This is a genomic window from Pseudomonas sp. EA_5y_Pfl2_R50 (assembly GCF_963970475.1).
Classification (GTDB): Bacteria; Pseudomonadota; Gammaproteobacteria; order Pseudomonadales; family Pseudomonadaceae; genus Aquipseudomonas.
In genome coordinates this window covers 1-18,474 of record NZ_CAXAPT010000009.1, presented here as the reverse complement: position 1 = coordinate 18,474, position 18,474 = coordinate 1, and the positions used below count along the sequence as shown (strand labels likewise).

20 protein-coding genes are annotated in these 18,474 nt (G+C 59.8%); 10 read left to right on the top strand and 10 right to left on the bottom strand.

Annotation, left to right across the window (positions count from 1 at the left end; translation table 11 throughout):
* Positions 1–91 precede the first annotated feature (91 nt).
* Both AACY19_RS16530 and cysB read left to right on the top strand, forming a co-directional pair.
* Positions 92–595, top strand: a complete 504-nt coding sequence (locus tag AACY19_RS16530) for a universal stress protein (RefSeq protein WP_339451939.1) — start codon at positions 92–94, stop codon at positions 593–595.
* A gap of 113 nt (positions 596–708) precedes the next feature.
* Entirely contained in the window at positions 709–1,683 is a 975-nt protein-coding gene (gene cysB, locus AACY19_RS16525; RefSeq protein ID WP_003183769.1) for an HTH-type transcriptional regulator CysB, read from the top strand.
* A gap of 9 nt (positions 1,684–1,692) precedes the next feature.
* On the opposite strand, the gene AACY19_RS16520 is transcribed toward cysB, so the two are convergent.
* Positions 1,693–2,175: a GreA/GreB family elongation factor gene (locus AACY19_RS16520; RefSeq protein WP_339451936.1), complete on the bottom strand. Its 483-nt coding sequence runs from the start codon at positions 2,173–2,175 to the stop codon at positions 1,693–1,695.
* 2 nt (positions 2,176–2,177) lie between these two features.
* Positions 2,178–2,591, bottom strand: a complete 414-nt coding sequence (locus AACY19_RS16515; RefSeq protein ID WP_339451934.1) for a hypothetical protein — start codon at positions 2,589–2,591, stop codon at positions 2,178–2,180.
* A 124-nt stretch (positions 2,592–2,715) separates the two neighbouring features.
* Here AACY19_RS16515 and earP point away from each other — a divergent pair, with 124 nt between their 5' ends.
* Both earP and AACY19_RS16505 read left to right on the top strand, forming a co-directional pair.
* Entirely contained in the window at positions 2,716–3,858 is a 1,143-nt protein-coding gene (gene earP / locus AACY19_RS16510; RefSeq protein WP_339451932.1) for an elongation factor P maturation arginine rhamnosyltransferase EarP, read from the top strand.
* 48 nt (positions 3,859–3,906) lie between these two features.
* Positions 3,907–4,476, top strand: a complete 570-nt coding sequence (locus AACY19_RS16505) for an elongation factor P (protein WP_003226785.1) — start codon at positions 3,907–3,909, stop codon at positions 4,474–4,476.
* Between the two features lie 123 nt (positions 4,477–4,599).
* On the opposite strand, the gene AACY19_RS16500 is transcribed toward AACY19_RS16505, so the two are convergent.
* From AACY19_RS16500 to AACY19_RS16485, 4 genes are all read right to left on the bottom strand, one after another.
* A complete protein-coding gene (locus AACY19_RS16500; RefSeq protein ID WP_339451930.1) occupies positions 4,600–5,610 on the bottom strand; it encodes an alpha/beta hydrolase in 1,011 nt (336 codons plus the stop codon).
* Positions 5,611–5,643: 33 nt separating this feature from the next.
* Positions 5,644–6,063, bottom strand: coding sequence for an organic hydroperoxide resistance protein (locus AACY19_RS16495; protein WP_339451928.1), 420 nt, complete (start codon positions 6,061–6,063; stop codon positions 5,644–5,646).
* Positions 6,064–6,386: 323 nt separating this feature from the next.
* Positions 6,387–6,842: a MarR family winged helix-turn-helix transcriptional regulator gene (locus AACY19_RS16490; RefSeq protein WP_339452378.1), complete on the bottom strand. Its 456-nt coding sequence runs from the start codon at positions 6,840–6,842 to the stop codon at positions 6,387–6,389.
* A 71-nt stretch (positions 6,843–6,913) separates the two neighbouring features.
* Entirely contained in the window at positions 6,914–7,870 is a 957-nt protein-coding gene (locus AACY19_RS16485; protein WP_339451926.1) for a LysR family transcriptional regulator, read from the bottom strand.
* Positions 7,871–7,982: 112 nt separating this feature from the next.
* On the opposite strand from AACY19_RS16485, the gene AACY19_RS16480 reads away from it, so the two are divergent.
* A complete protein-coding gene (locus AACY19_RS16480; protein ID WP_445262312.1) occupies positions 7,983–8,729 on the top strand; it encodes a sulfite exporter TauE/SafE family protein in 747 nt (248 codons plus the stop codon).
* On the opposite strand, the gene AACY19_RS16475 is transcribed toward AACY19_RS16480, so the two are convergent.
* Positions 8,719–9,573, bottom strand: coding sequence for a LysR substrate-binding domain-containing protein (locus AACY19_RS16475; RefSeq protein ID WP_339452376.1), 855 nt, complete (start codon positions 9,571–9,573; stop codon positions 8,719–8,721). The genes AACY19_RS16480 and AACY19_RS16475 overlap by 11 nt on opposite strands.
* A 97-nt stretch (positions 9,574–9,670) precedes the next feature.
* Between AACY19_RS16475 and AACY19_RS16470 the strand changes: the two genes are divergently transcribed.
* A complete protein-coding gene (locus AACY19_RS16470) occupies positions 9,671–9,886 on the top strand; it encodes a DUF1127 domain-containing protein (protein WP_339451923.1) in 216 nt (71 codons plus the stop codon).
* A 64-nt stretch (positions 9,887–9,950) separates the two neighbouring features.
* Entirely contained in the window at positions 9,951–11,177 is a 1,227-nt protein-coding gene (locus tag AACY19_RS16465; protein WP_339451921.1) for a winged helix-turn-helix domain-containing protein, read from the top strand.
* A 108-nt stretch (positions 11,178–11,285) separates the two neighbouring features.
* Here AACY19_RS16465 and AACY19_RS16460 read toward each other — a convergent pair whose 3' ends face one another.
* A complete protein-coding gene (locus AACY19_RS16460) occupies positions 11,286–12,632 on the bottom strand; it encodes a class II 3-deoxy-7-phosphoheptulonate synthase (protein ID WP_016985491.1) in 1,347 nt (448 codons plus the stop codon).
* 150 nt (positions 12,633–12,782) lie between these two features.
* Between AACY19_RS16460 and AACY19_RS16455 the strand changes: the two genes are divergently transcribed.
* The gene (locus tag AACY19_RS16455; protein ID WP_339451917.1) at positions 12,783–13,538 is read left to right on the top strand and encodes a spermidine synthase; all 756 of its coding nucleotides are present in this window, start codon (positions 12,783–12,785) and stop codon (positions 13,536–13,538) included.
* 132 nt (positions 13,539–13,670) lie between these two features.
* On the opposite strand, the gene AACY19_RS16450 is transcribed toward AACY19_RS16455, so the two are convergent.
* A complete protein-coding gene (locus AACY19_RS16450) occupies positions 13,671–14,462 on the bottom strand; it encodes a crotonase/enoyl-CoA hydratase family protein (protein WP_339451915.1) in 792 nt (263 codons plus the stop codon).
* 421 nt (positions 14,463–14,883) lie between these two features.
* Between AACY19_RS16450 and AACY19_RS16445 the strand changes: the two genes are divergently transcribed.
* Positions 14,884–16,557, top strand: coding sequence for a DEAD/DEAH box helicase (locus AACY19_RS16445; protein WP_007964821.1), 1,674 nt, complete (start codon positions 14,884–14,886; stop codon positions 16,555–16,557).
* 117 nt (positions 16,558–16,674) lie between these two features.
* Here the strand turns inward: AACY19_RS16445 and AACY19_RS16440 are convergent, their stop codons facing one another.
* A complete protein-coding gene (locus tag AACY19_RS16440; protein ID WP_339451912.1) occupies positions 16,675–17,442 on the bottom strand; it encodes a DODA-type extradiol aromatic ring-opening family dioxygenase in 768 nt (255 codons plus the stop codon).
* A gap of 103 nt (positions 17,443–17,545) precedes the next feature.
* Here AACY19_RS16440 and AACY19_RS16435 point away from each other — a divergent pair, with 103 nt between their 5' ends.
* Positions 17,546–18,202, top strand: coding sequence for a thiopurine S-methyltransferase (locus tag AACY19_RS16435; RefSeq protein ID WP_339451910.1), 657 nt, complete (start codon positions 17,546–17,548; stop codon positions 18,200–18,202).
* Positions 18,203–18,474: the final 272 nt, after the last annotated feature.

Sequence of the window (18,474 nt, the reverse complement as noted above, 5' to 3'; positions counted from 1 at the left end):
TCGGTTCAAGACGTTGCGTCGCACGTCGTAGTCGTCAAGGCACTGCTAAGCTGAATCAAATCTCCGCCATGTTGGCACGCGAGGAGGTCATATGATTCGTTCGATGCTGTATGCCACTGACCTCGGTCTGTACGCACCGTTAGTGATGCAGCATGCCTTGGCATTGGCGCGAACGTTCAATGCCGACCTGTACGTGGTGCACGCGGTGGAGCCGATGGGGCTGTTTGCCGAGTCGGTGTTGCAGAGTTATCTCGACGAACAGGCATTGAACGAATTCCACAGTCAAGGTCTGAAAACCGTCATCGCCAATATCGAGCAGCGAGTGCTGGAGAGCTTTCGTGAAGAGTTGGGGGAGGACGGAGAGCAGGATCTGCAACGCATTCGCGCGGTACGCGTGCTGCAGGGCGATCCGTCGCAGGTGATTCTCGACCAGGTCCAGAAACTCTCGGTCGATTTGCTGATCGTAGGGAGTCACAGCCACGGGGTAGGCGCGGAAACACCGTTGGGGCGCACGGCTGCGCGGGTTCTGCAATTGGCCAGGGTGCCGGTTTATCTGGTGCCGTTGGTGGAGCGTCGGCGGCGGGAGGATCGCTGAAGCAGGAACAATGGCACTTTGATAAAAAAGTTCTAGATTTATTATTCAAACCATTAATATAGTTATATACCGTCGCTGATGCCCGTGGCGTCTACCTGCTTTGAGGGATTCATATGAAGCTTCAACAATTGCGCTACATCTGGGAAGTGGCGCACCACGACCTCAACGTTTCCGCTACAGCCCAAAGCCTCTACACCTCGCAACCGGGCATCAGTAAACAGATCCGTCTGCTGGAAGACGAACTCGGCGTCGAAGTGTTTGCCCGCAGCGGCAAGCACCTGACCCGCGTCACGCCAGCCGGCGAGCGCATCATCACCACCGCCGGTGAGATCCTGCGCAAGGTCGAAAGCATCAAGCAGATCGCCCAGGAATTCTCCAACGAGAAAAAAGGCACCCTGTCGATTGCCACCACCCACACCCAGGCGCGTTATGCACTGCCGCCGGTGATCAGCAACTTCATCAAGCAATACCCGGACGTGGCCTTGCACATGCATCAGGGGTCGCCGATGCAGATCGCCGAAATGGCCGCTGACGGCACCGTCGACTTCGCCATCGCCACCGAAGCGCTGGAACTGTTCGGCGATCTGGTGATGATGCCGTGCTACCGCTGGAACCGTTGCGTGGTCGTGCCGCAGGGCCACCCGCTGACCAAGCTGCCGAAGCTGACCCTCGAAGCGCTGGCCGAATACCCGATCGTGACTTACGTGTTCGGCTTCACTGGCCGCTCGAAACTCGACGAAGCCTTCAGTCATCGCGGCCTGACGCCGAAAGTGGTGTTCACCGCCGCCGACGCCGACGTGATCAAAACCTACGTGCGTCTGGGGCTGGGCGTGGGCATCGTCGCCAAAATGGCCGTCGATACCAAACTCGACAACGACCTCGTGGTGCTGGACGCCAGCGAGCTGTTCGAATCGAGCGTGACCAAGATCGGTTTCCGTCGCGGCACCTTCCTGCGTGGTTTCATGTGCGACTTCATCGAGAAGTTCGCCCCGCACCTGACTCGCGAAGTCATGGCCAAAGCCATTCAGTGCCACAACAAGCAGGAACTGGAAGAGCTGTTCGACGGCGTCGAACTGCCGGTTCACTGACCCGCTGCCTCAAAGCACCTCGGTGACAGCAAACTGTTGCCGGGTGCCCGCGACCAGAATCTCCACCTCATCACCTGCGCATTTGCCCAGCAGACTTTTGCCCAGGGGTGAACGCGGGGTGATGACGGTAACCGGTTGACCGACGATGTCGACCTTCAATCCCGCCGCATCCGGCGCCAGAAACAGCCATTGCTCGCGACCCTTTTCGTCTTCCAGCCCGAGCAGGGCGCCGACCTCGATTCCACGACTTTCGTCATGGGCGCGCAGCGTCAGGTTCTGGCACAGCGCCAGTGACTGCCGGATCTCCTCAACCCGTTTCGCCTGTCCCGCCGCCAGATACGACGCTTCCAGCCCAAGGGTGTCGTACTTGTTTTCGGCGATGTTTTCCTCGTGAGTCGCGGTTTCGTAAGCGGTTTGCGCAGCACGCTCGGCGATGTCGAGGTCGACGCGCAGCTTGTCGAGAATCAGTTGGTGGACAATGTGCTTGTTCATGATCAATCGCAGAATTGCAAAACGTTGGCGCGGCTCTTTTCGCTTGGTGCAGTCTGGTCCTGTTGCAGCCAGAACTGGCATTTCGGGTTCGACTGATTGCGCAGGCTGCTGCGCGCCTGATCCATGCGCACCTGTTGCTCGTTCTTGCGCAGATTCTGTTCGTATTGGTCGAACAGCGGGCTCTGCGGCGGGATGTCTGGCTGTGCCTGTACCTGAACTGCCGGCGGATTGGCGATTTGTTGCACCGCCTGAGCGACCGGCGCCAATTGTTCCTTGAACAGCCAATGCGCCAGCAGCCAGCAGGTCAGCGCGATGGCGAGAAAGCCCAGCCACAGGCCCAAGGCGATGCTGCCGGTCAGGTGCAGCGCGCTAAGCTGGACAGGCAAGGGACGACGCGGGTTTGGGCGAAAGGGCATGGCTGCCTCCTGGCGGATGATTGCGGGCAAGTGGCGATTGTCGCACGAAGATTAATCGCCGTCGGCTCTTCTGCGCGAGGTCATTTATGCGGACAATCGACACTTTTGCCAACGGGAGTCTTGAATGCCGCAATCGAAAACCCGCTGGGATATTTTCTGCACCGTCGTCGACAACTTCGGCGACATCGGCGTGACCTGGCGTCTGGCCCGGCAACTGGTCGCGGAACATGGGCTGGACGTGCGGTTGTGGGTCGATGATTTGCGCGCGTTCGAGCGGCTTTGCCCGCAGGTCGATATCGACCGTGACCGGCAATGGCAGCAGGGTGTTGAAGTCCGACACTGGCCGGCCGAATGGGCACCGACCGAGGCCGCTGATGTGGTGATCGCCGCCTTCGCTTGCCAATTGCCCAGCGCGTACATGGACGCGATGGCCGAGCGGGCCAAGCCGCCGCTGTGGATGAACCTCGATTACTTGAGTGCCGAAGACTGGGTGATTGGCTGTCACGGCTTGCCGTCGGTCAAATACAAGTCGGTGCAGAAGTTCTTTTTCTTTCCGGGATTCCAGCCGGGCACCGGAGGGCTGTTGCGTGAGCGCGGCTTGCTTGAGCAGCGTCGACACTTTCAACAGGATGCCGAGGCTCAACGGCAGTTCCTGCAAGGTCTCGGGGTGGATCGCGCAGCGGATGCCCAGCTGATTTCGTTGTTCGCCTACGAGAACGCCGGGCTGGCGAGCTGGCTCGACGTGCTGGCCGCCGATGCTGCGCCGACGCATCTGCTGGTGCCGCAAGGGCGGATTCTGGGCGACGTGGCACGCTGGCTCGGCGTGGAAACCCTGACGGTGGGCGAGATTAATGTGCGCCAGTCATTGACTGTGCAGGTGTTGCCCTTCGTCCGTCAGGATCAATACGACCACCTGCTCTGGTGCTGCGATTTCAACGCGGTGCGCGGCGAAGACTCCTTCGTTCGCGCGCAGTGGGCGGGGCGGCCGCTGCTCTGGCACATTTATCAGCAGGACGAAGACATCCATCTGGACAAGCTCGATGCCTTCCTCGCGCTCTACACAAAAGGCCTGTCACCGGCTGCTGCCGAGGCGATCAACGGTCTCTGGCGTGCCTGGAGCGCCGCTCAGCCAATCGGCGAACATTGGATCGAGGCCCGAAAACACTGGCTGGAGCTGCAGGAAAATGCCGAAGCATGGTGTCTGGAACAAGGCTTGCAGGCCGATCTTGCCGCAGCGCTGGTACAGTTTTACCTAAATTGGATATGATACGCGGCCTAGATTTTTGTAAATCCCATCCAAATTCGGATATTCGCAATGAAAACTGGTAAAGAACTCAAACCCGGTACCGTGATCCGTATCGACAACGATCCTTGGCTGGTTCAGAAAGCTGAATTCACCAAGTCGGGCCGTAACAGCGCGATCATGAAGACCAAGCTGAAGAACCTGCTGACCGGTTACAAGACCGAAACCGTTTACGGTGCGGACGACAAGCTGGACGACGTGATCCTGGATCGTAAAGAAGCCACCCTGTCGTTCATCAGCGGTGACACCTACACGTTCATGGACACCACTGACTACACCATGTACGAACTGAACGCCGAAGACATCGAAAGCGTTCTGCCTTTCGTTGAAGAAGGCATGACCGACGTTTGCGAAGCCGTGTTCTTCGAAGAGCGTCTGGTTTCCGTAGAGCTGCCGACCACCATCGTGCGTCAGGTTGACTACACCGAAGGTTCCGCTCGCGGTGACACTTCCGGCAAGGTGATGAAGCCTGCCAAACTGAAGAACGGTACCGAGCTGTCGGTTGCTGACTTCATCGAAATCGGCGACATGATCGAGATCGATACCCGCGAAGGCGGTTCCTACAAAGGCCGTGCCAAATAAGCACTGGTTTTTGCGCAAAGAAAAAGCCCGACCATTGAGTCGGGCTTTTTTATGCCTGCGATATGAGCTTCACGCCTGTCCTGTGTGGGAGCGAGCAGGCTCGCTCCCACAACGGGATTGTGGTTACTTCAAGTGTTGCTTCAGTTCTTCAGACGCCTGCAACATCGCCGATCGCACTGCCGGCACCTGGCTGACCACGTTAAGCAAACCGTAGTCGTGGATCATGCCGTTGTAGCGTACCGACGTCACCGCCACGCCAGCCTCGTCGAGTTTGCGCGCATACGCCTCACCCTCATCACGCAACACATCGGCACCGGCGGTCTGCACCAGTGCTGGCGGCAGGCCTTTCAGTTGTGCGGTGGTCGCCCGCAGCGGCGAGGCGTAGATCTCGTTGCGCTGTTTGGCGTCGGTGGTGTAGTTGTCCCAGAACCACTTCATCATGTTGCGCGTAAGGAAGTGTCCTTCGGCGTACTGTTTGTAGGAGCCGGTATCAAAGTTGGCATCGGTCACCGGCCACAGCAGCAACTGGAATTTGATCGCCGGGGTGCCTTTGTCTTTGGCCATCAGTGCAACCACAGCCGCCATGTTGCCGCCGACGCTGTTGCCCGCCACGGCCAGACGCTTGCCGTCGACGTTGATTTCCTTGCCGTGCTCGGCGACCCACTGTGTCGCCGCATAGGCCTGGTTGATTGCCACCGGATAATGCGCTTCCGGGGAGGGCGTGTAATTGACGAACACCGCCGCCGCTCCCGATCCGACCACCAGATCACGGACCAGCCGTTCGTGGGTCGGAAAATCACCCAGCACCCAGCCACCGCCGTGGAAGAACATGAACACGGGCAGTTCGCCCTTGACCCCGGCCGGCCGGACGATGGTCAGGCTCAACGGTTGGCCATCGACCTGAATGGTCTTCTCGCTGACGTCGGCTTCAGGCAGCGTCAGCTTGACCCCGGACTGCGCGCCGACCAGCACCGCGCGGGCATCTTTGGGTGTCAGTTGTTCCATCGGTTTACCAGTGCCGGCATTCAGTACATCGAGGAATGCCTGCGTGTTGTGTTCGACATCACCGGCAAATGCACTGTGGATGGACAGAGCGAGAAGGGTACCGGTCAAGACTTTGCTGAAAGTGTTCATGTTCATTTCCTGTTCGGGCCTGGGAGTCAGCGGTCAGACGGTGACGTGCAGGCGCACGTCGACGTTGCCGCGGGTGGCGTTGGAGTACGGGCAGACCTGGTGGGCCGCGTCGACCAGGCTTTGCGCGTCGGCGTGTTCCAGACCTGGCAGGCTGATGTGCAGGTCGATGTCCAGACCGAAACCACCGGGAATCTGGCCGATACCGACGTGGGCGGTGATCGACGCGTCATCAGGGATTTTTCGTTTGGTCTGGCTGGCAACGAATTTCAGTGCGCCGATGAAGCAGGCCGAGTAGCCGGCAGCGAACAGTTGCTCCGGGTTGGTCGCCGCGCCGCCGGCACCGCCCAGTTCTTTCGGGGTGGCGAGTTTGACGTCGAGGATGTTGTCACTGGAGATTGCACGACCGTCACGGCCGCCAGTGGAGGTTGCGATTGCGGTGTAGAGAGTTTGCATGGTGTGAGCCTCATTGAGTGTGTGTGCGCGCTAATTGTTTGCGCGCTAAGTAGGTACGAAGCAAATGTATCGCGCGAATATTTAGTGCGCAAGATAATTTTTTGAAGAATCTGCTTTTTTGCGAAGGATCGGGTCTGAGAGGGTGGCTGTAAGGCTTGAGTTAGAGCGGATCGCGCGGAATGTCAGGAGTCGAAAATATTTTGCTGGTGATGAAATCAATGTGGGAGCGAGCCTGCTCGCGAATGCGATCTGTCAGCCAACCTGTTGTTGAGTGAGACATCCCATTCGCGAGCAGGCTCGCTCCCACAGGGAGTGTGTGGAGGTCAGATCAGGCTTTCTTGCAAATGACCGCGCAGTGCCTGCAGTTCCGCTTGCAGTTTTTGCAGGCGTTCCAGAGAAAAACCGCTGGCGCCAAGGATGCACTGTGGAACGGTCTGGGCCTTTTCTTTCAACGCTCGACCTTGCTCGGTCAACTCGACGATCACCACCCGCTCATCTTCACGGCTGCGGGTGCGGCTGAGCAGACCTTCTGCCTCCAGGCGCTTGAGCAGTGGCGTCAGCGAGCCAGGATCTGTGAGCAGGCGAGTGCTGATTTCTCCGACCGTCAAACCGTCCTTCTCCCACAACACCATCATCGCCAGATATTGCGGGTAGGTCAGCCCCAATGCTTGCAGCAGCGGCTTGTAGACCTTGGTCATCATCAGTGAAGTGGAATGCAGGGCGAAGCAAGCCTGGTTATCCAGCAGCAGGTCGTCGCAGGTGTCGCGTTCGGAAGTCATGTCAAAGCCTTGTTCAGTGATGGTCATGAATCTAGCGCCCGAATCTTTAATGCGCTAGACAATTTTTCCCGTCAGTGCCGGCCCAGATCGCGTTGCAACGCCAGATCCCATGGCGGCACTGGACTGAAGCGGGTCTTGAGGTATTCCAGCAACAAACGGCTGCGTGAGTGGGTTTGCTGTTCCATCCGCAGGGCGTAGATACCGGTGGACTCCGGTTGTGGCAGGCCGTTTGCGCAGAACAACGGCACCAGTTCGCCGCGCAGCAGGTATTCACTCGCCAGCCACGTTGGCAGATGAGCGATGCCCAGTCCGGCCAAGGCGCCACACACCAGTGCTTCAGCGTTGTTGGCACTCATGCGGATGCGCGCCGGTCGATGAAGCTGCATCTGCCCGTCCTGCTCGAACCGCCAGGCGAAGGGCGGGGCGAGGCCCTCCCAATCGAGGCCATCGTGTTCATGCAACTGCGCAGGTGTCGCCGGTGCCCCTCGGCGCTTGAGATAGTCGGGGCTGGCGCAGGCAATCCGCACCATGCTCGCCAGTGGAGTCGCCACCAATCGGGTGTCGGCCATCTGCCCGGCGCGCAGCACCAGATCGACCTTGCCCAGGTTGGAACCGCCCATGTCCACAAAGCTGTCGATCAGGTGCAGTTGCACGTCCAGGCCGGGGTATAACACCAGAAAGTCCGCAATCACCGGCGCCAGATGTCGGCGCCCGAACGCTGCTGGGGCATCGATGCGAATCAGACCCTCCGGTGCGCTGCTCAGGGACACCGCTTCGGCGCGGGCCAGTTGCAGCTCGGCAACGATCCGTCGCGCGCGTTCGGCAAACGCCAAGCCGGCGGGCGTCGCGCGCACGGCGTGGGTGGTGCGAATGAACAACTGGCTGCCGACTGCGCTTTCCAGGCTGTCGATGCGCCGGGCCACCGCCGAGGGTGTTAACGGATGCAGACGCGAGGCGGCGGAAAAGCTGCCGCTTTCCAGCACATCGAGAAACAGCCCGAGCTGGTCGGTCAATTGATTGGGATTCATGATTTTAACGCTTATGCGAAGTTGGCACAGCCATTGTGCGTTGCTGTGCGTTTCCCCGCCAGCCATGACTGCGTAGGATTGAATCGCCTGACGTGAGAGGAATTCGCCTGTGATGGAGTTTTTGTTGTACCTGCTGTTCGGCGCCGCCCTTGGCACACTCGGCGGCATATTCGGCATCGGCGGCGGCTTGATTGCTATCCCGTTGCTCGGCGTTTGGTTCGGCCTCGATCAGCAGATCGCCCAAGGCACGGCGCTGGTCATGGTGGTGCCGAACGTGATGTTGGCGTTGTGGCGCTATCACCAGCGCAATCGCATCGAACTGCGCCATGCGCTGCCGTTGGCATCGATGGGTTTCTGCTTTGCCTGGATCGGTTCGATCTGGGCCGTCGGTATCGACGCGCAAACCATGCGCATCGGTTTTGTCGCATTCCTCGTGGTGCTTTCGGCCTACAACCTGTTGAAGATGTTTGGCCGCCAGCGCGCAGCAACGTCCGAGATGCGCTATTCGTGGCCGTGGCTCGGCGTGCTCGGCGCGGCGTCCGGAACCATGGGTGGATTGTTCGGTGTCGGCGGCGCGGTAGTGGCGACGCCCGTGCTGACCAGCCTGTTCGGCACCACCCAGGTGATCGCCCAGGGTTTGTCGCTGGCCCTGGCATTGCCGAGCACCGGCGTGACGCTGGTGACCTACGCAGTGCACCACGAAGTGGACTGGATGATCGGCCTGCCGCTGGCCATCGGCGGACTGGCGAGCATCAGTTGGGGGGTGAAAGTCGCCCACGCGCTGCCTGAAAAGTGTCTGCGCGGGCTGTTCTGCGCTTTCCTCGTGCTGTGTGCGGTGATGCTCGCGTTTAAAGTTTGAAGCCTTCGACGATGTGCTCGGCCAGGCACTCAGTGATCGGCGACGGGTTGTTGAGGTTGCGGATCAGCATGATGCTCGCCTCGGGCAGCAACGGCAGATCTTCGGCGGCGCCAAGAATGCGCATGTCCGGGGTAATCAGGCTTTCCAGCTGCGCGGTGATCGCCAGACCCGCGCTCACCACCGCCATCAGCGCCGACAGGCTGGTGCTGTTGTAGGCGATGCGGTATTCGCGGCCCATTGCGTCCAGCGCATTGCACGCCCACAAGCGGCAGAAACAATCACTGTTGAACATCGCCAGCGGCAGCGGCGTCTGTTCGTGGGCGGCGAAGTTTTGCGCCTCGGCCCAGACAAAACGCTCCTTGCGTAGCAGTTGGCCGATCTCGTTACCCGGCTCACGGGTGACGATGGACAAGTCGAGGTCGGTGCGCTGCAACAGCTGTTTGGTCGACTCGCAGTGCACCTCGATCTGGATCAGCGGATAAAACTGCGCAAACCGCGACAGAATCCCCGGCAGAAACCTCATCACATAATCGTCCGGCGTACCGATGCGCACGGTGCCGACCATGTGCGGCTCGCGCAGAGTGTTGAACACCTCGCTGTGCAACTTGAGAATGCGCCGCGCATAACCAAGCAGCACCTGGCCCTCGGCAGTCAGCCGCACCTGCCGGCCGTCACGTTCAAACAGTTGGCGTTGCAGCACGTCTTCTTCCAGACGTTTCATCTGCATGCTGACCGCCGATTGCGTGCGGTTGACCATCTCGCCCGCGCGAGTGAAACCGCCCTGATCGGCAATCGCGACAAAGGTGCGCAGGACATCGGTATCGATACTGGGGTAGGCCGACAATTGATGAATCTCCGTGATGAATGCCATCAGAAACATTCGTTGGATTGATCTTAGCGCTGGCGCGAGACTTGAGCCATCCACAAAGGAGGTCAATACGATGAAAGGTCAAAGAGAGTATGCAAGCGAAGAAAAATACAGCGGTCATATCGTTTCCGATCTGCTGCACAGGTTCAGCCGCTGGTATGAACTTCACCGTGAACGCGAGTTGCTCGCCAGTCTCAGCGACGAAACGTTGAAGGATATCGGGATCAGTCGTGCCGACGTTGAACATGAAGCCGTGCGGCCGTTCTGGGACGATCCGATGCATAAATGATGAGGACAGCGCTACACAAACCACTTTCAGGTGAGGTAGGTTGCGAGCAGACATGGAGGTACACATGCCCGCGACATTGTCCTTTTCCCTCAAACAGGCGCGACGTCTGGCGCTGGCCGCCCAAGGGTTCTACGGGCGCCAGCCGCCGACCGCCAAGGCGTCGCACCTCAACCGGCTGATCGAACGGCTGGGCCTTTTGCAAATCGACTCCGTCAACGCCGTGGTGCGCTCGCACTACCTGCCGCTGTTTTCCCGCCTGGGTCATTATTCTCCTGATTTGCTCGACCAGGCTGCCTGGAGCTCGGGGCGCCGCCGCACGCTGTTCGAATATTGGGGCCACGAAGCCTCCCTCTTGCCGCTATCGATGTATCCGTTACTGGACTGGCGGATGCAGCGGGCCAAACGAGGCGAGGGTATTTATCAGCAGTTGGCGACATTCGGCCGCGAGCAGCAAGACACGGTGCGCCGGGTGCTGGCTTCGGTCGAAGCGCAGGGCGCATTGGGCGCCGGCAGCCTGTCGACCCGGAAAGATAAAGCCGGGCCGTGGTGGGACTGGAGCGCGGAAAAGCATGCGCTGGAATGGTTGTTTGCTGCCGGAGAATTGACGGTGGCGGGGCGGCGCGGGTTCGAGCGCTTGTACGATTTGCCGCAACGGGTGATTCCTGCGGCGATCCTGCAACAACCGCGGCCTGGGGAAGCCGAGGCGCAGCGCGGGCTACTGCTGCATGCGGCGCAGGCGTTGGGCGTCGGCACCGAAAAAGACCTGCGCGATTATTTCCGGTTGAGTCCGGCTGACTCACGACCGCGCCTGGCGGAGCTGGTTGAGGACGGTCAGTTGCAGACTTGCGAAGTCGCCGGTTGGCGGCAAATCGCCTACTGCCTGCCCGAACCGAAAGTCTTGCGCAAAGTGTCGGCCAGCGCGTTGCTGTCGCCATTCGATTCGTTGATCTGGGAGCGTAGCCGCACTGAGCGTCTGTTCGATTTCCGTTATCGGCTGGAGATTTACACCCCGCAGGACAAGCGCGTTTATGGCTATTACGTGCTGCCGTTTTTGCACAACGAGCGGATTGCCGCGCGGGTGGATTTGCGTGCTGAGCGAGCATCGGGACGACTGGCGGTGCATGCGGTACACGAGGAGGAGCCGGGGCTGGATGAAGAGGGGATGTTAGCCCTGGCGGTGAATTTGCGGCGAATGGCGGATTGGTTGGGACTTGAGCGGGTGCAGTTGAATTGTCTGCGGGAGAGTGCGCTGCGGTTGCGGGTGGCATTGGCGAAAACAGGCGTTGATTGAGCTGATCCTTTCGCGAGCAAGCCCGCTCCCACATTTTGAAAGGCATTCCAAATGGGGGAGCGGCCTTGCTCGCGAAGAGGCCCGTTCAAGCGATAAGGATCTCGAACCTTAGCGGCGAACCTGCTTGAGGGTTTCAGCAATCAAAAACGCCAACTCCAGCGACTGATCCGCATTCATCCGCGGATCACAGTGCGTGTGATAGCGATCCGACAAGCCATCTTCAGTAATCGGCCGAGCCCCACCGATGCACTCGGTGACATTCTGCCCGGTCATCTCGATGTGAATCCCGCCGGCATAACTGCCCTCCGCTTCGTGCACCTGGAAGAACTGTTTGACTTCGCCAAGGATCTGCGCGAAGTCGCGGGTTTTGTAGCCGCTGCTGGCCTTGATGGTGTTGCCGTGCATCGGGTCGGAACTCCACAGCACCTGCTTGCCCTCACGCTGCACCGCGCGAATCAGCGCCGGCAGGTGATCGCCGACCTTGTTCGCGCCCATCCGCGCGATCAGGTTGAGGCGCCCCGGATCGTTGTCCGGGTTGAGCACGTCGATCAGGCGGATCAGGTCGTCCGGGTTCATGCTCGGGCCGACTTTGACGCCAATCGGGTTGTTCACCCCACGCAGGAATTCGACGTGAGCGCCGTCAAGCTGACGGGTGCGGTCGCCGATCCACAGCATGTGCGCCGAGCAATCGTAGTAATCGTTGGTCAGGCTGTCGCGACGCACGAACGCTTCTTCGTAGTTGAGCAGCAGCGCTTCGTGGGCGGTGAAGAAGCTGGTTTCGCGCAGTTGCGGCGAACTGTCCATGCCGCAGGCACGCATGAACGCCAGAGTCTCATCGATGCGATCGGCGAGGTGGCTGTACTTCTCGGCCAGCGCCGAGTTGGCGATGAAATCGAGGTTCCACTTGTGCACCTGATGCAGGTCGGCAAAACCACCCTGAGCAAAAGCCCGCAGCAGATTCAGCGTCGCGGTCGATTGGTGATAGGACTGCAGCAGACGTTCCGGGTCCGGCACGCGGCTCTTTTCGTCGAAACCGATGCCGTTGACGATATCGCCACGGTAGGCGGGCAGCGTGACGCCGTCGATGGTTTCGTCGTTGGCCGAACGCGGCTTGGCGAACTGGCCGGCCATGCGCCCGACCTTGACCACCGGGCAACCGGCGGCGAAGGTCATGACAATTGCCATTTGCAGCAACACTTTAAAGGTGTCGCGAATCTTTGCTGCGGAGAATTCGGCGAAGCTTTCCGCGCAATCGCCACCCTGAAGCAAGAACGCCCGGCCCTGAGTGACCTCGGCAAACTGGCGGCGCAGCTCGCGCGCTTCGCCAGCAAACACCAGCGGCGGATAACTCGCCAGGGTTTGCTCGACCTGGTGCAGGTGCGCGGCGTCGGGGTATTGCGGTTGTTGCTGGATCGGCAAGGCGCGCCAGCTATCAGGACTCCAGGGTTGGCTCATCACAGTCTCTAAGGTTCTTCGCACGGAAGGCCATGTTAGCAGCAATTAGTGCGTGACCTGTTCCCGCCCCTTCGCCGACAATCGCCGCTTTGCCACGGCGCCATAGCGGTGCCATCGCGTCACCGCGCCCGGTGACCACCAGGAGACGAAATGACTGAGGAGCGCGTCGAGCATCTGCTCGCCGAGGTACAGGATGAATTCGGCGTGATTCGTGTGCTGGAAGTGGCCGATTACCGTTTTCTGGAATTCGGTGATGCCATCGAGCAGAGCTGCGTGTTCACCGCAGACCCGAGCTGGCTCGAATATGACTACACCCGGGCGATGCTGATCGGTGCGTTGTGTCATGAGCGGCCGGAGAGTGCGCTGTTTCTCGGACTCGGAGCGGGAACGCTGACGCAGGCCTGCCTGAAATTCCTGCCGCTGGAAGACGTCGAAGCCATCGAACTGCGTCCGGATGTGCCGCGCCTGGCCATCGAGTACCTCGGTCTGGACGATGATCCGCGCCTGTACATTCGCGTCGGCGATGCCCTTGAACTGTTGCCGACAGCGGAGCCGGCGGATCTGATTTTCGTCGACCTGTACACCGATGTCGGGCCGGGCGTCGGGCATCTGGCCTGGAGTTTTCTCGGTGACTGTCAGAAACGCCTGAATCCGGGTGGCTGGCTGGTGATCAACCAGTGGGCCACCGACGACGGCAAACCGCTCGGTGCGGCGTTGTTGCGAGGGCTGTATCACCGGCATTACTGGGAACTGCCGGTGAAAGAGGGCAATGTGATTCTGATCGTGCCGGCGGACCTTGATCAGATGCTGGACATGCAGGCGCTGACCGCCCGGGCTGCAGCGCTGGCGCCGCAGCTGGGATATTCGTTGCAATCGTTGATCAACGCCATTCGGCCGGCGACCTGAGTCGCAGGTGATGGCCCCTTCGCGGGCAAGCCGGCTTCCACAGGGTTAGCGTCGGTCACAAAATCGATGAACGACGCGGTCACTGTGGGAGCTGGCTTGCCAGCGAAGGCGTCCTGATAGTCACGACATCTTTCAGATCCCTTTGAAGACTCCAGGCCGCCGCTCGACCAATGACCGTACTCCTTCCTTGGCATCTTCACTGGCCAGCAACGTCTTCACCAGCGCCGGTAATGCTTGCGCTGCCGCCGTCTCCCCCTCATAACGCGCCTGCCGCGCCGACAACAGTGTTGCCTGCACCCCCAGCGGCGCCTGCCGGGCAATCCGTTCGGCCAATTCAATCGCCCGGGGCAGCAGATCCTCACTGGCCATCACTTCCTGCACCAGGCCCAGATGCAACGCATCGTGGGCGTCGAACTCATCCCCGGTGAGCAACCAGCGCATCGCATTGCCCCAACCGGCTACCTGATGAAAGCGTAAAGTCGCACCACCAAAAGGAAAGATCCCACGCTGCACTTCCATTTGTGCGAAGCGGGTATTGCTCGCGCACAGGTTGATATCCGCTGCTAGCATCAACTCGATGCCGATGGTCAGACAGTAACCCTGCGCGGCAACGATCACCGGTTTGCTTACCCGCGGCCCGACGAAAACGCCCCACGGATCGCAGCCGCCGGTCGGAACCTGCCAGCCTTGGGCGAGAGCAGGGCTGGCGTTGACCAGATCCAGACCCGCAGTAAAGTGCTCGCCGTGCCCGAACACGATCGCCACCCGCGCTTCGCTGTCGGCCTCGAACTCGCCGTAGGCCAGGCTCAAGTCGTTGAGCAGGTCGAGGTCGAATGCGTTGCGTTTGGCGGCCCGGTCGAGGCCAATCAGATGGACATGGCCACGACGTTCACGGCTGACGCGGCCGGGGCAGGGCTGATTCATGGCGAAATCCTCGGGCGGGAAGGACAGTGGCAGCGACGGTATGCCGCACATCGGTGAATCGTTTAAGCGTCATCACCCGCAGAGCCGGGCCTTTGAAAAATAGACCTTGGCACGATTATCTGCAAAACCCCGTTACACAGCGGTGACACACCCATTCAAGCGATAAAAAAAGCTCCCTTTTTGGGCAAATTCCGGTATAGTGCGCGCCGGCCTTTAACCGGGCCGCGTTTAGGTAGCGCAATTCCCCGAAGCCAGCTTCGGCTGCACGTCTGCACTGCGGACTCTTCCTTGACGATTCTTTTTCATTCATTCGTTTTCGCAAATCCCCGCCGACAAAGCTGCCAGGGCGACTCTTGAGTCTCAACACGGCATGTGCAGCTTTGGAGCATGGGTCTTTGCGGATGCACTTAGAGGCAGACCCATGACCCAGGAAATCGGCGGCTTCGCCGCTCTTGAACTTCATCCAAATATTGTCGCTGCAGTAGTCGCTACCGGCTATGAAGAGCCTTCGGCCATTCAGCAGCAGTCGATCCCGATCATTCTCGCCGGTCACGATATGATTGGTCAGGCGCAAACCGGTACCGGTAAAACCGCTGCCTTTGCCCTGCCTATTCTGCACCGCATTGATCCGTCCAAGCGCGAGCCGCAAGCTCTGATCCTGGCCCCAACTCGTGAGTTGGCGCTACAAGTTGCAACCGCTTTCGAAACCTACGCCAAGCAAATGCCGGGCGTAACTGTTGTGGCTGTCTACGGCGGCGCGCCGATGGGCCCACAATTGAAAGCAATCCGTAATGGCGCACAGATCGTTGTCGCCACTCCGGGCCGTCTGTGCGACCACCTGCGTCGCGACGAAAAAGTCCTCGCTACCGTGAACCACCTGGTTCTGGACGAAGCAGACGAAATGCTCAAACTCGGTTTCATGGACGACCTGGAAGTCATCTTCAAGGCCATGCCGGAAACCCGTCAGACCGTATTGTTCTCGGCGACCCTGCCGCAATCGATTCGTGCCATCGCTGAGCGCCACCTGCGCGATCCGAAGCACGTGAAGATCCAGAGCAAGACCCAGACCGTTACCGCGATCGAACAGGCTCACCTGTTGGTTCACGCTGACCAGAAGACCTCCGCCGTTCTCAGCTTGCTGGAAGTGGAAGACTTCGACGCTCTGATCATGTTCGTGCGCACCAAGCAAGCGACCCTGGATCTGGCCAGCGCCCTCGACGCCAAAGGCTACAAAGCCGCGGCGCTGAACGGTGACATCGCCCAGAACCAGCGTGAGCGTGTCATCGACTCGCTGAAAGATGGCCGTCTGGACATCGTTGTGGCGACCGACGTTGCTGCCCGTGGCCTGGACGTTCCGCGCATCACTCACGTATTCAACGTTGACATGCCATACGATCCAGAATCCTACGTTCACCGTATCGGCCGTACCGGCCGTGCCGGTCGCGAAGGTCGTGCACTGCTGCTGGTGACTCCACGTGAGCGCCGCATGCTGCAAGTGATCGAGCGTGTGACCGGTCAGAAAGTGGCTGAAGTTCGCCTGCCGGACGCTCAGGCCGTTCTCGATGCGCGCATCAAGAAACTGACCAACAGCCTGTCGCCGCTGGTCGCTGATGCAGAATCGACTCACGGTGAACTGCTTGATCGTCTGACTGCAGACATCGGTTGCACCCCGCGTGCACTGGCTGCTGCGCTGCTGCGCAAAGCCACCAACGGTCAAGCGCTGAACCTGGCTGCCATCGAGAAGGAGCGTCCACTGGTGCCGAACAACGCACCGCGTGGCGACCGTCCTGAGCGTTCCGGTGATCGTCCTGATCGTGGTGACCGCGAGCGTCGTGCGCCAATGCCTTTGGGCGAAGGCCGTGCTCGTTGCCGTACCGCGCTGGGCGCGCGTGACGGTATCGCTGCCAAGAACCTGCTGGGCGCCATCCTCAACGAAGGCGGTCTGGCCCGTGAAGCGATCGGTCGCATCCAGGTGCGTGACAGCTTCAGCCTCGTCGAGCTGCCGGAAGATGGTCTGGACAAGCTCCTGACCAAACTGAAGGACACTCGCGTTGCCGGTAAGCAGCTGAAACTGCGTCGCTATCGCGAAGATTGATCCGCCCTCGGGCTGATTGATCGCACATAAAAAATCCCCGACTGGTTCGGGGATTTTTTTTGCCTGCGGTTTGGATTCACACGAACACGTGTAGGGGCTGGCTTGCCAGCGATGACGTCATCCGAAGCGATAGATATCCATCCCCAGCGCACCCATCGTGAAGCCCTGATGCGCCACGCTGAATTCACCACCAGCGCCCCTCGCAAAGTACAACGGCAACAAATGCTCATCACTCGGATGGCTGAGTACCGCATTCGGTGCCTGCTGGCGGTAATCATGCAACGACGCCTCATCCTGGGATGCCAGCTTGTCGATCATCCAGTCGCGGAAATCCCGCGCCCACGGCTCGACACTTTCCGGGCCGGCGTGCCAGTCCAGTTCGCGCAGATTGTGGGTGATGCTGCCGGAGCCGATCAGCAAAATACCCTGATCACGCAGGCTCGCCAGCGCTCGGCCGACACGGGTTTGCAGCGCCGGGCCAGCACGGCTCGGCAGCGACACTTGCACCACCGGAATATCTGCTTGCGGATACATCAGCGACAGTGGCACCCAAACACCGTGATCGAACGGCCGTTGCGGATCAAGACGTGCGGGCAGATCGTTGGCGGTCAACAGCGCAGCCACTTCAGCGGCCAGTAGCGGATTGCCCGGTGCCGGGTATTGCACTTCAAATAGCGCGCGGGGAAAACCGCCGAAGTCGTGCCAGGTTTCCGGTTGTGCATTGCTGCTCACCAGTAGTTCGTGGCTCTCCCAATGGGCGGAGACGATCACGATGGCTTTGGGTGTCGGTAATTCGGCGGCCAGCCGCGCCAGCGCCGGGCCACTGGCGCCGGGTTCGAGAGCAAGCATGGGTGAGCCATGGGAGATAAACAGGCTGGGCAGCATGGAAGGGGTCCTGAGCGTTAAGATGATTCATCTTCAGTCAGTTCATTGATCTAAATCTAATATAAGTTTTAATGCTTTTTGATCGAATTATTAGGAGTAGGGCATGCAGCCTGAGTTTTGGCACAAGAAGTGGGAATCGGGGCAGATCGGTTTTCACTTGCCGGATGTCAATCCACATTTGCAGGGGCACTGGCCGGATCTGGGTGTAGCCTCATCGGCACGTGTGTTGGTTCCGCTGTGTGGGAAAAGTCTGGATCTGGCGTGGCTGGCGGGTGTAGGCCATCAAGTACTCGGTATTGAGCTGTCGGAAAAAGCGGTCGAGGATTTTTTCAGCGAGCACGGGATTGAGCCACAGATCAGCGAAAAAGGCGTGTTCAAGGTCTACCGAGGCGACGCCATCGAGTTGTGGTGCGGTGACTTCTTCGCGCTGACGGCCAGCGATGTGGGCGACTGCACGGCACTGTATGACCGGGCGGCGCTGATCGCCTTGCCGCCGGCGATGCGTGAGCGTTATGCGGCGCATCTTCAGCAGATCCTCGCGCCGGGTGTTCAGGGGCTGCTGATCACGCTGGATTACGATCAGGCACAGATGCCCGGGCCACCGTTTGCGGTGGGGGAGGATGAGGTGCAGCGGTTGCTGGGTGATGGCTGGCACGTGCAAGTGCTGGAAGAGCAGGATGTGCTGGAGGAGAGCTGGAAGTTCTTGCAGGCGGGGGTGACGCGGTTGGAGGAGCGGGTTTATCGCGTTTCGTCCCGCTAGTGTGTCGGCGCCATTGCCGACCTCTTCGCGAGCAAGCTTGCTCCCACAGTGATTTGTGCTGTTTCGCCGATTACATAAGAACCACATAACCTGTGGGAGCGAGCTTGCTCGCGAAAGGGCCGGCACTGTCGACGCACAATTCAAGTGTCTAGTCCTGAAATAGGTTTACACCTGTTTCAGTCTCAAAACGCCCGATGCACCGCATCGGGCGTTTTGTATTTCAGGGACAAGTGAGGTCGCTTACGGTTATAAATTTCTATCGATTCTTCAAC

Coding starts and splice junctions, on each gene's coding strand:
- AACY19_RS16530 (WP_339451939.1), top strand. CDS start 92: ATGATTCGTTCGATGCTGTATGCCACTGACCTCGGTCTGTACGCACCG.
- cysB (WP_003183769.1), top strand. CDS start 709: ATGAAGCTTCAACAATTGCGCTACATCTGGGAAGTGGCGCACCACGAC.
- AACY19_RS16520 (WP_339451936.1), bottom strand. CDS start 2,175: ATGAACAAGCACATTGTCCACCAACTGATTCTCGACAAGCTGCGCGTC.
- AACY19_RS16515 (WP_339451934.1), bottom strand. CDS start 2,591: ATGCCCTTTCGCCCAAACCCGCGTCGTCCCTTGCCTGTCCAGCTTAGC.
- earP (WP_339451932.1), top strand. CDS start 2,716: ATGCCGCAATCGAAAACCCGCTGGGATATTTTCTGCACCGTCGTCGAC.
- AACY19_RS16505 (WP_003226785.1), top strand. CDS start 3,907: ATGAAAACTGGTAAAGAACTCAAACCCGGTACCGTGATCCGTATCGAC.
- AACY19_RS16500 (WP_339451930.1), bottom strand. CDS start 5,610: ATGAACACTTTCAGCAAAGTCTTGACCGGTACCCTTCTCGCTCTGTCC.
- AACY19_RS16495 (WP_339451928.1), bottom strand. CDS start 6,063: ATGCAAACTCTCTACACCGCAATCGCAACCTCCACTGGCGGCCGTGAC.
- AACY19_RS16490 (WP_339452378.1), bottom strand. CDS start 6,842: ATGACTTCCGAACGCGACACCTGCGACGACCTGCTGCTGGATAACCAG.
- AACY19_RS16485 (WP_339451926.1), bottom strand. CDS start 7,870: ATGAATCCCAATCAATTGACCGACCAGCTCGGGCTGTTTCTCGATGTG.
- AACY19_RS16480 (WP_445262312.1), top strand. CDS start 7,983: ATGGAGTTTTTGTTGTACCTGCTGTTCGGCGCCGCCCTTGGCACACTC.
- AACY19_RS16470 (WP_339451923.1), top strand. CDS start 9,671: ATGAAAGGTCAAAGAGAGTATGCAAGCGAAGAAAAATACAGCGGTCAT.
- AACY19_RS16465 (WP_339451921.1), top strand. CDS start 9,951: ATGCCCGCGACATTGTCCTTTTCCCTCAAACAGGCGCGACGTCTGGCG.
- AACY19_RS16460 (WP_016985491.1), bottom strand. CDS start 12,632: ATGAGCCAACCCTGGAGTCCTGATAGCTGGCGCGCCTTGCCGATCCAG.
- AACY19_RS16455 (WP_339451917.1), top strand. CDS start 12,783: ATGACTGAGGAGCGCGTCGAGCATCTGCTCGCCGAGGTACAGGATGAA.
- AACY19_RS16450 (WP_339451915.1), bottom strand. CDS start 14,462: ATGAATCAGCCCTGCCCCGGCCGCGTCAGCCGTGAACGTCGTGGCCAT.
- AACY19_RS16445 (WP_007964821.1), top strand. CDS start 14,884: ATGACCCAGGAAATCGGCGGCTTCGCCGCTCTTGAACTTCATCCAAAT.
- AACY19_RS16440 (WP_339451912.1), bottom strand. CDS start 17,442: ATGCTGCCCAGCCTGTTTATCTCCCATGGCTCACCCATGCTTGCTCTC.
- AACY19_RS16435 (WP_339451910.1), top strand. CDS start 17,546: ATGCAGCCTGAGTTTTGGCACAAGAAGTGGGAATCGGGGCAGATCGGT.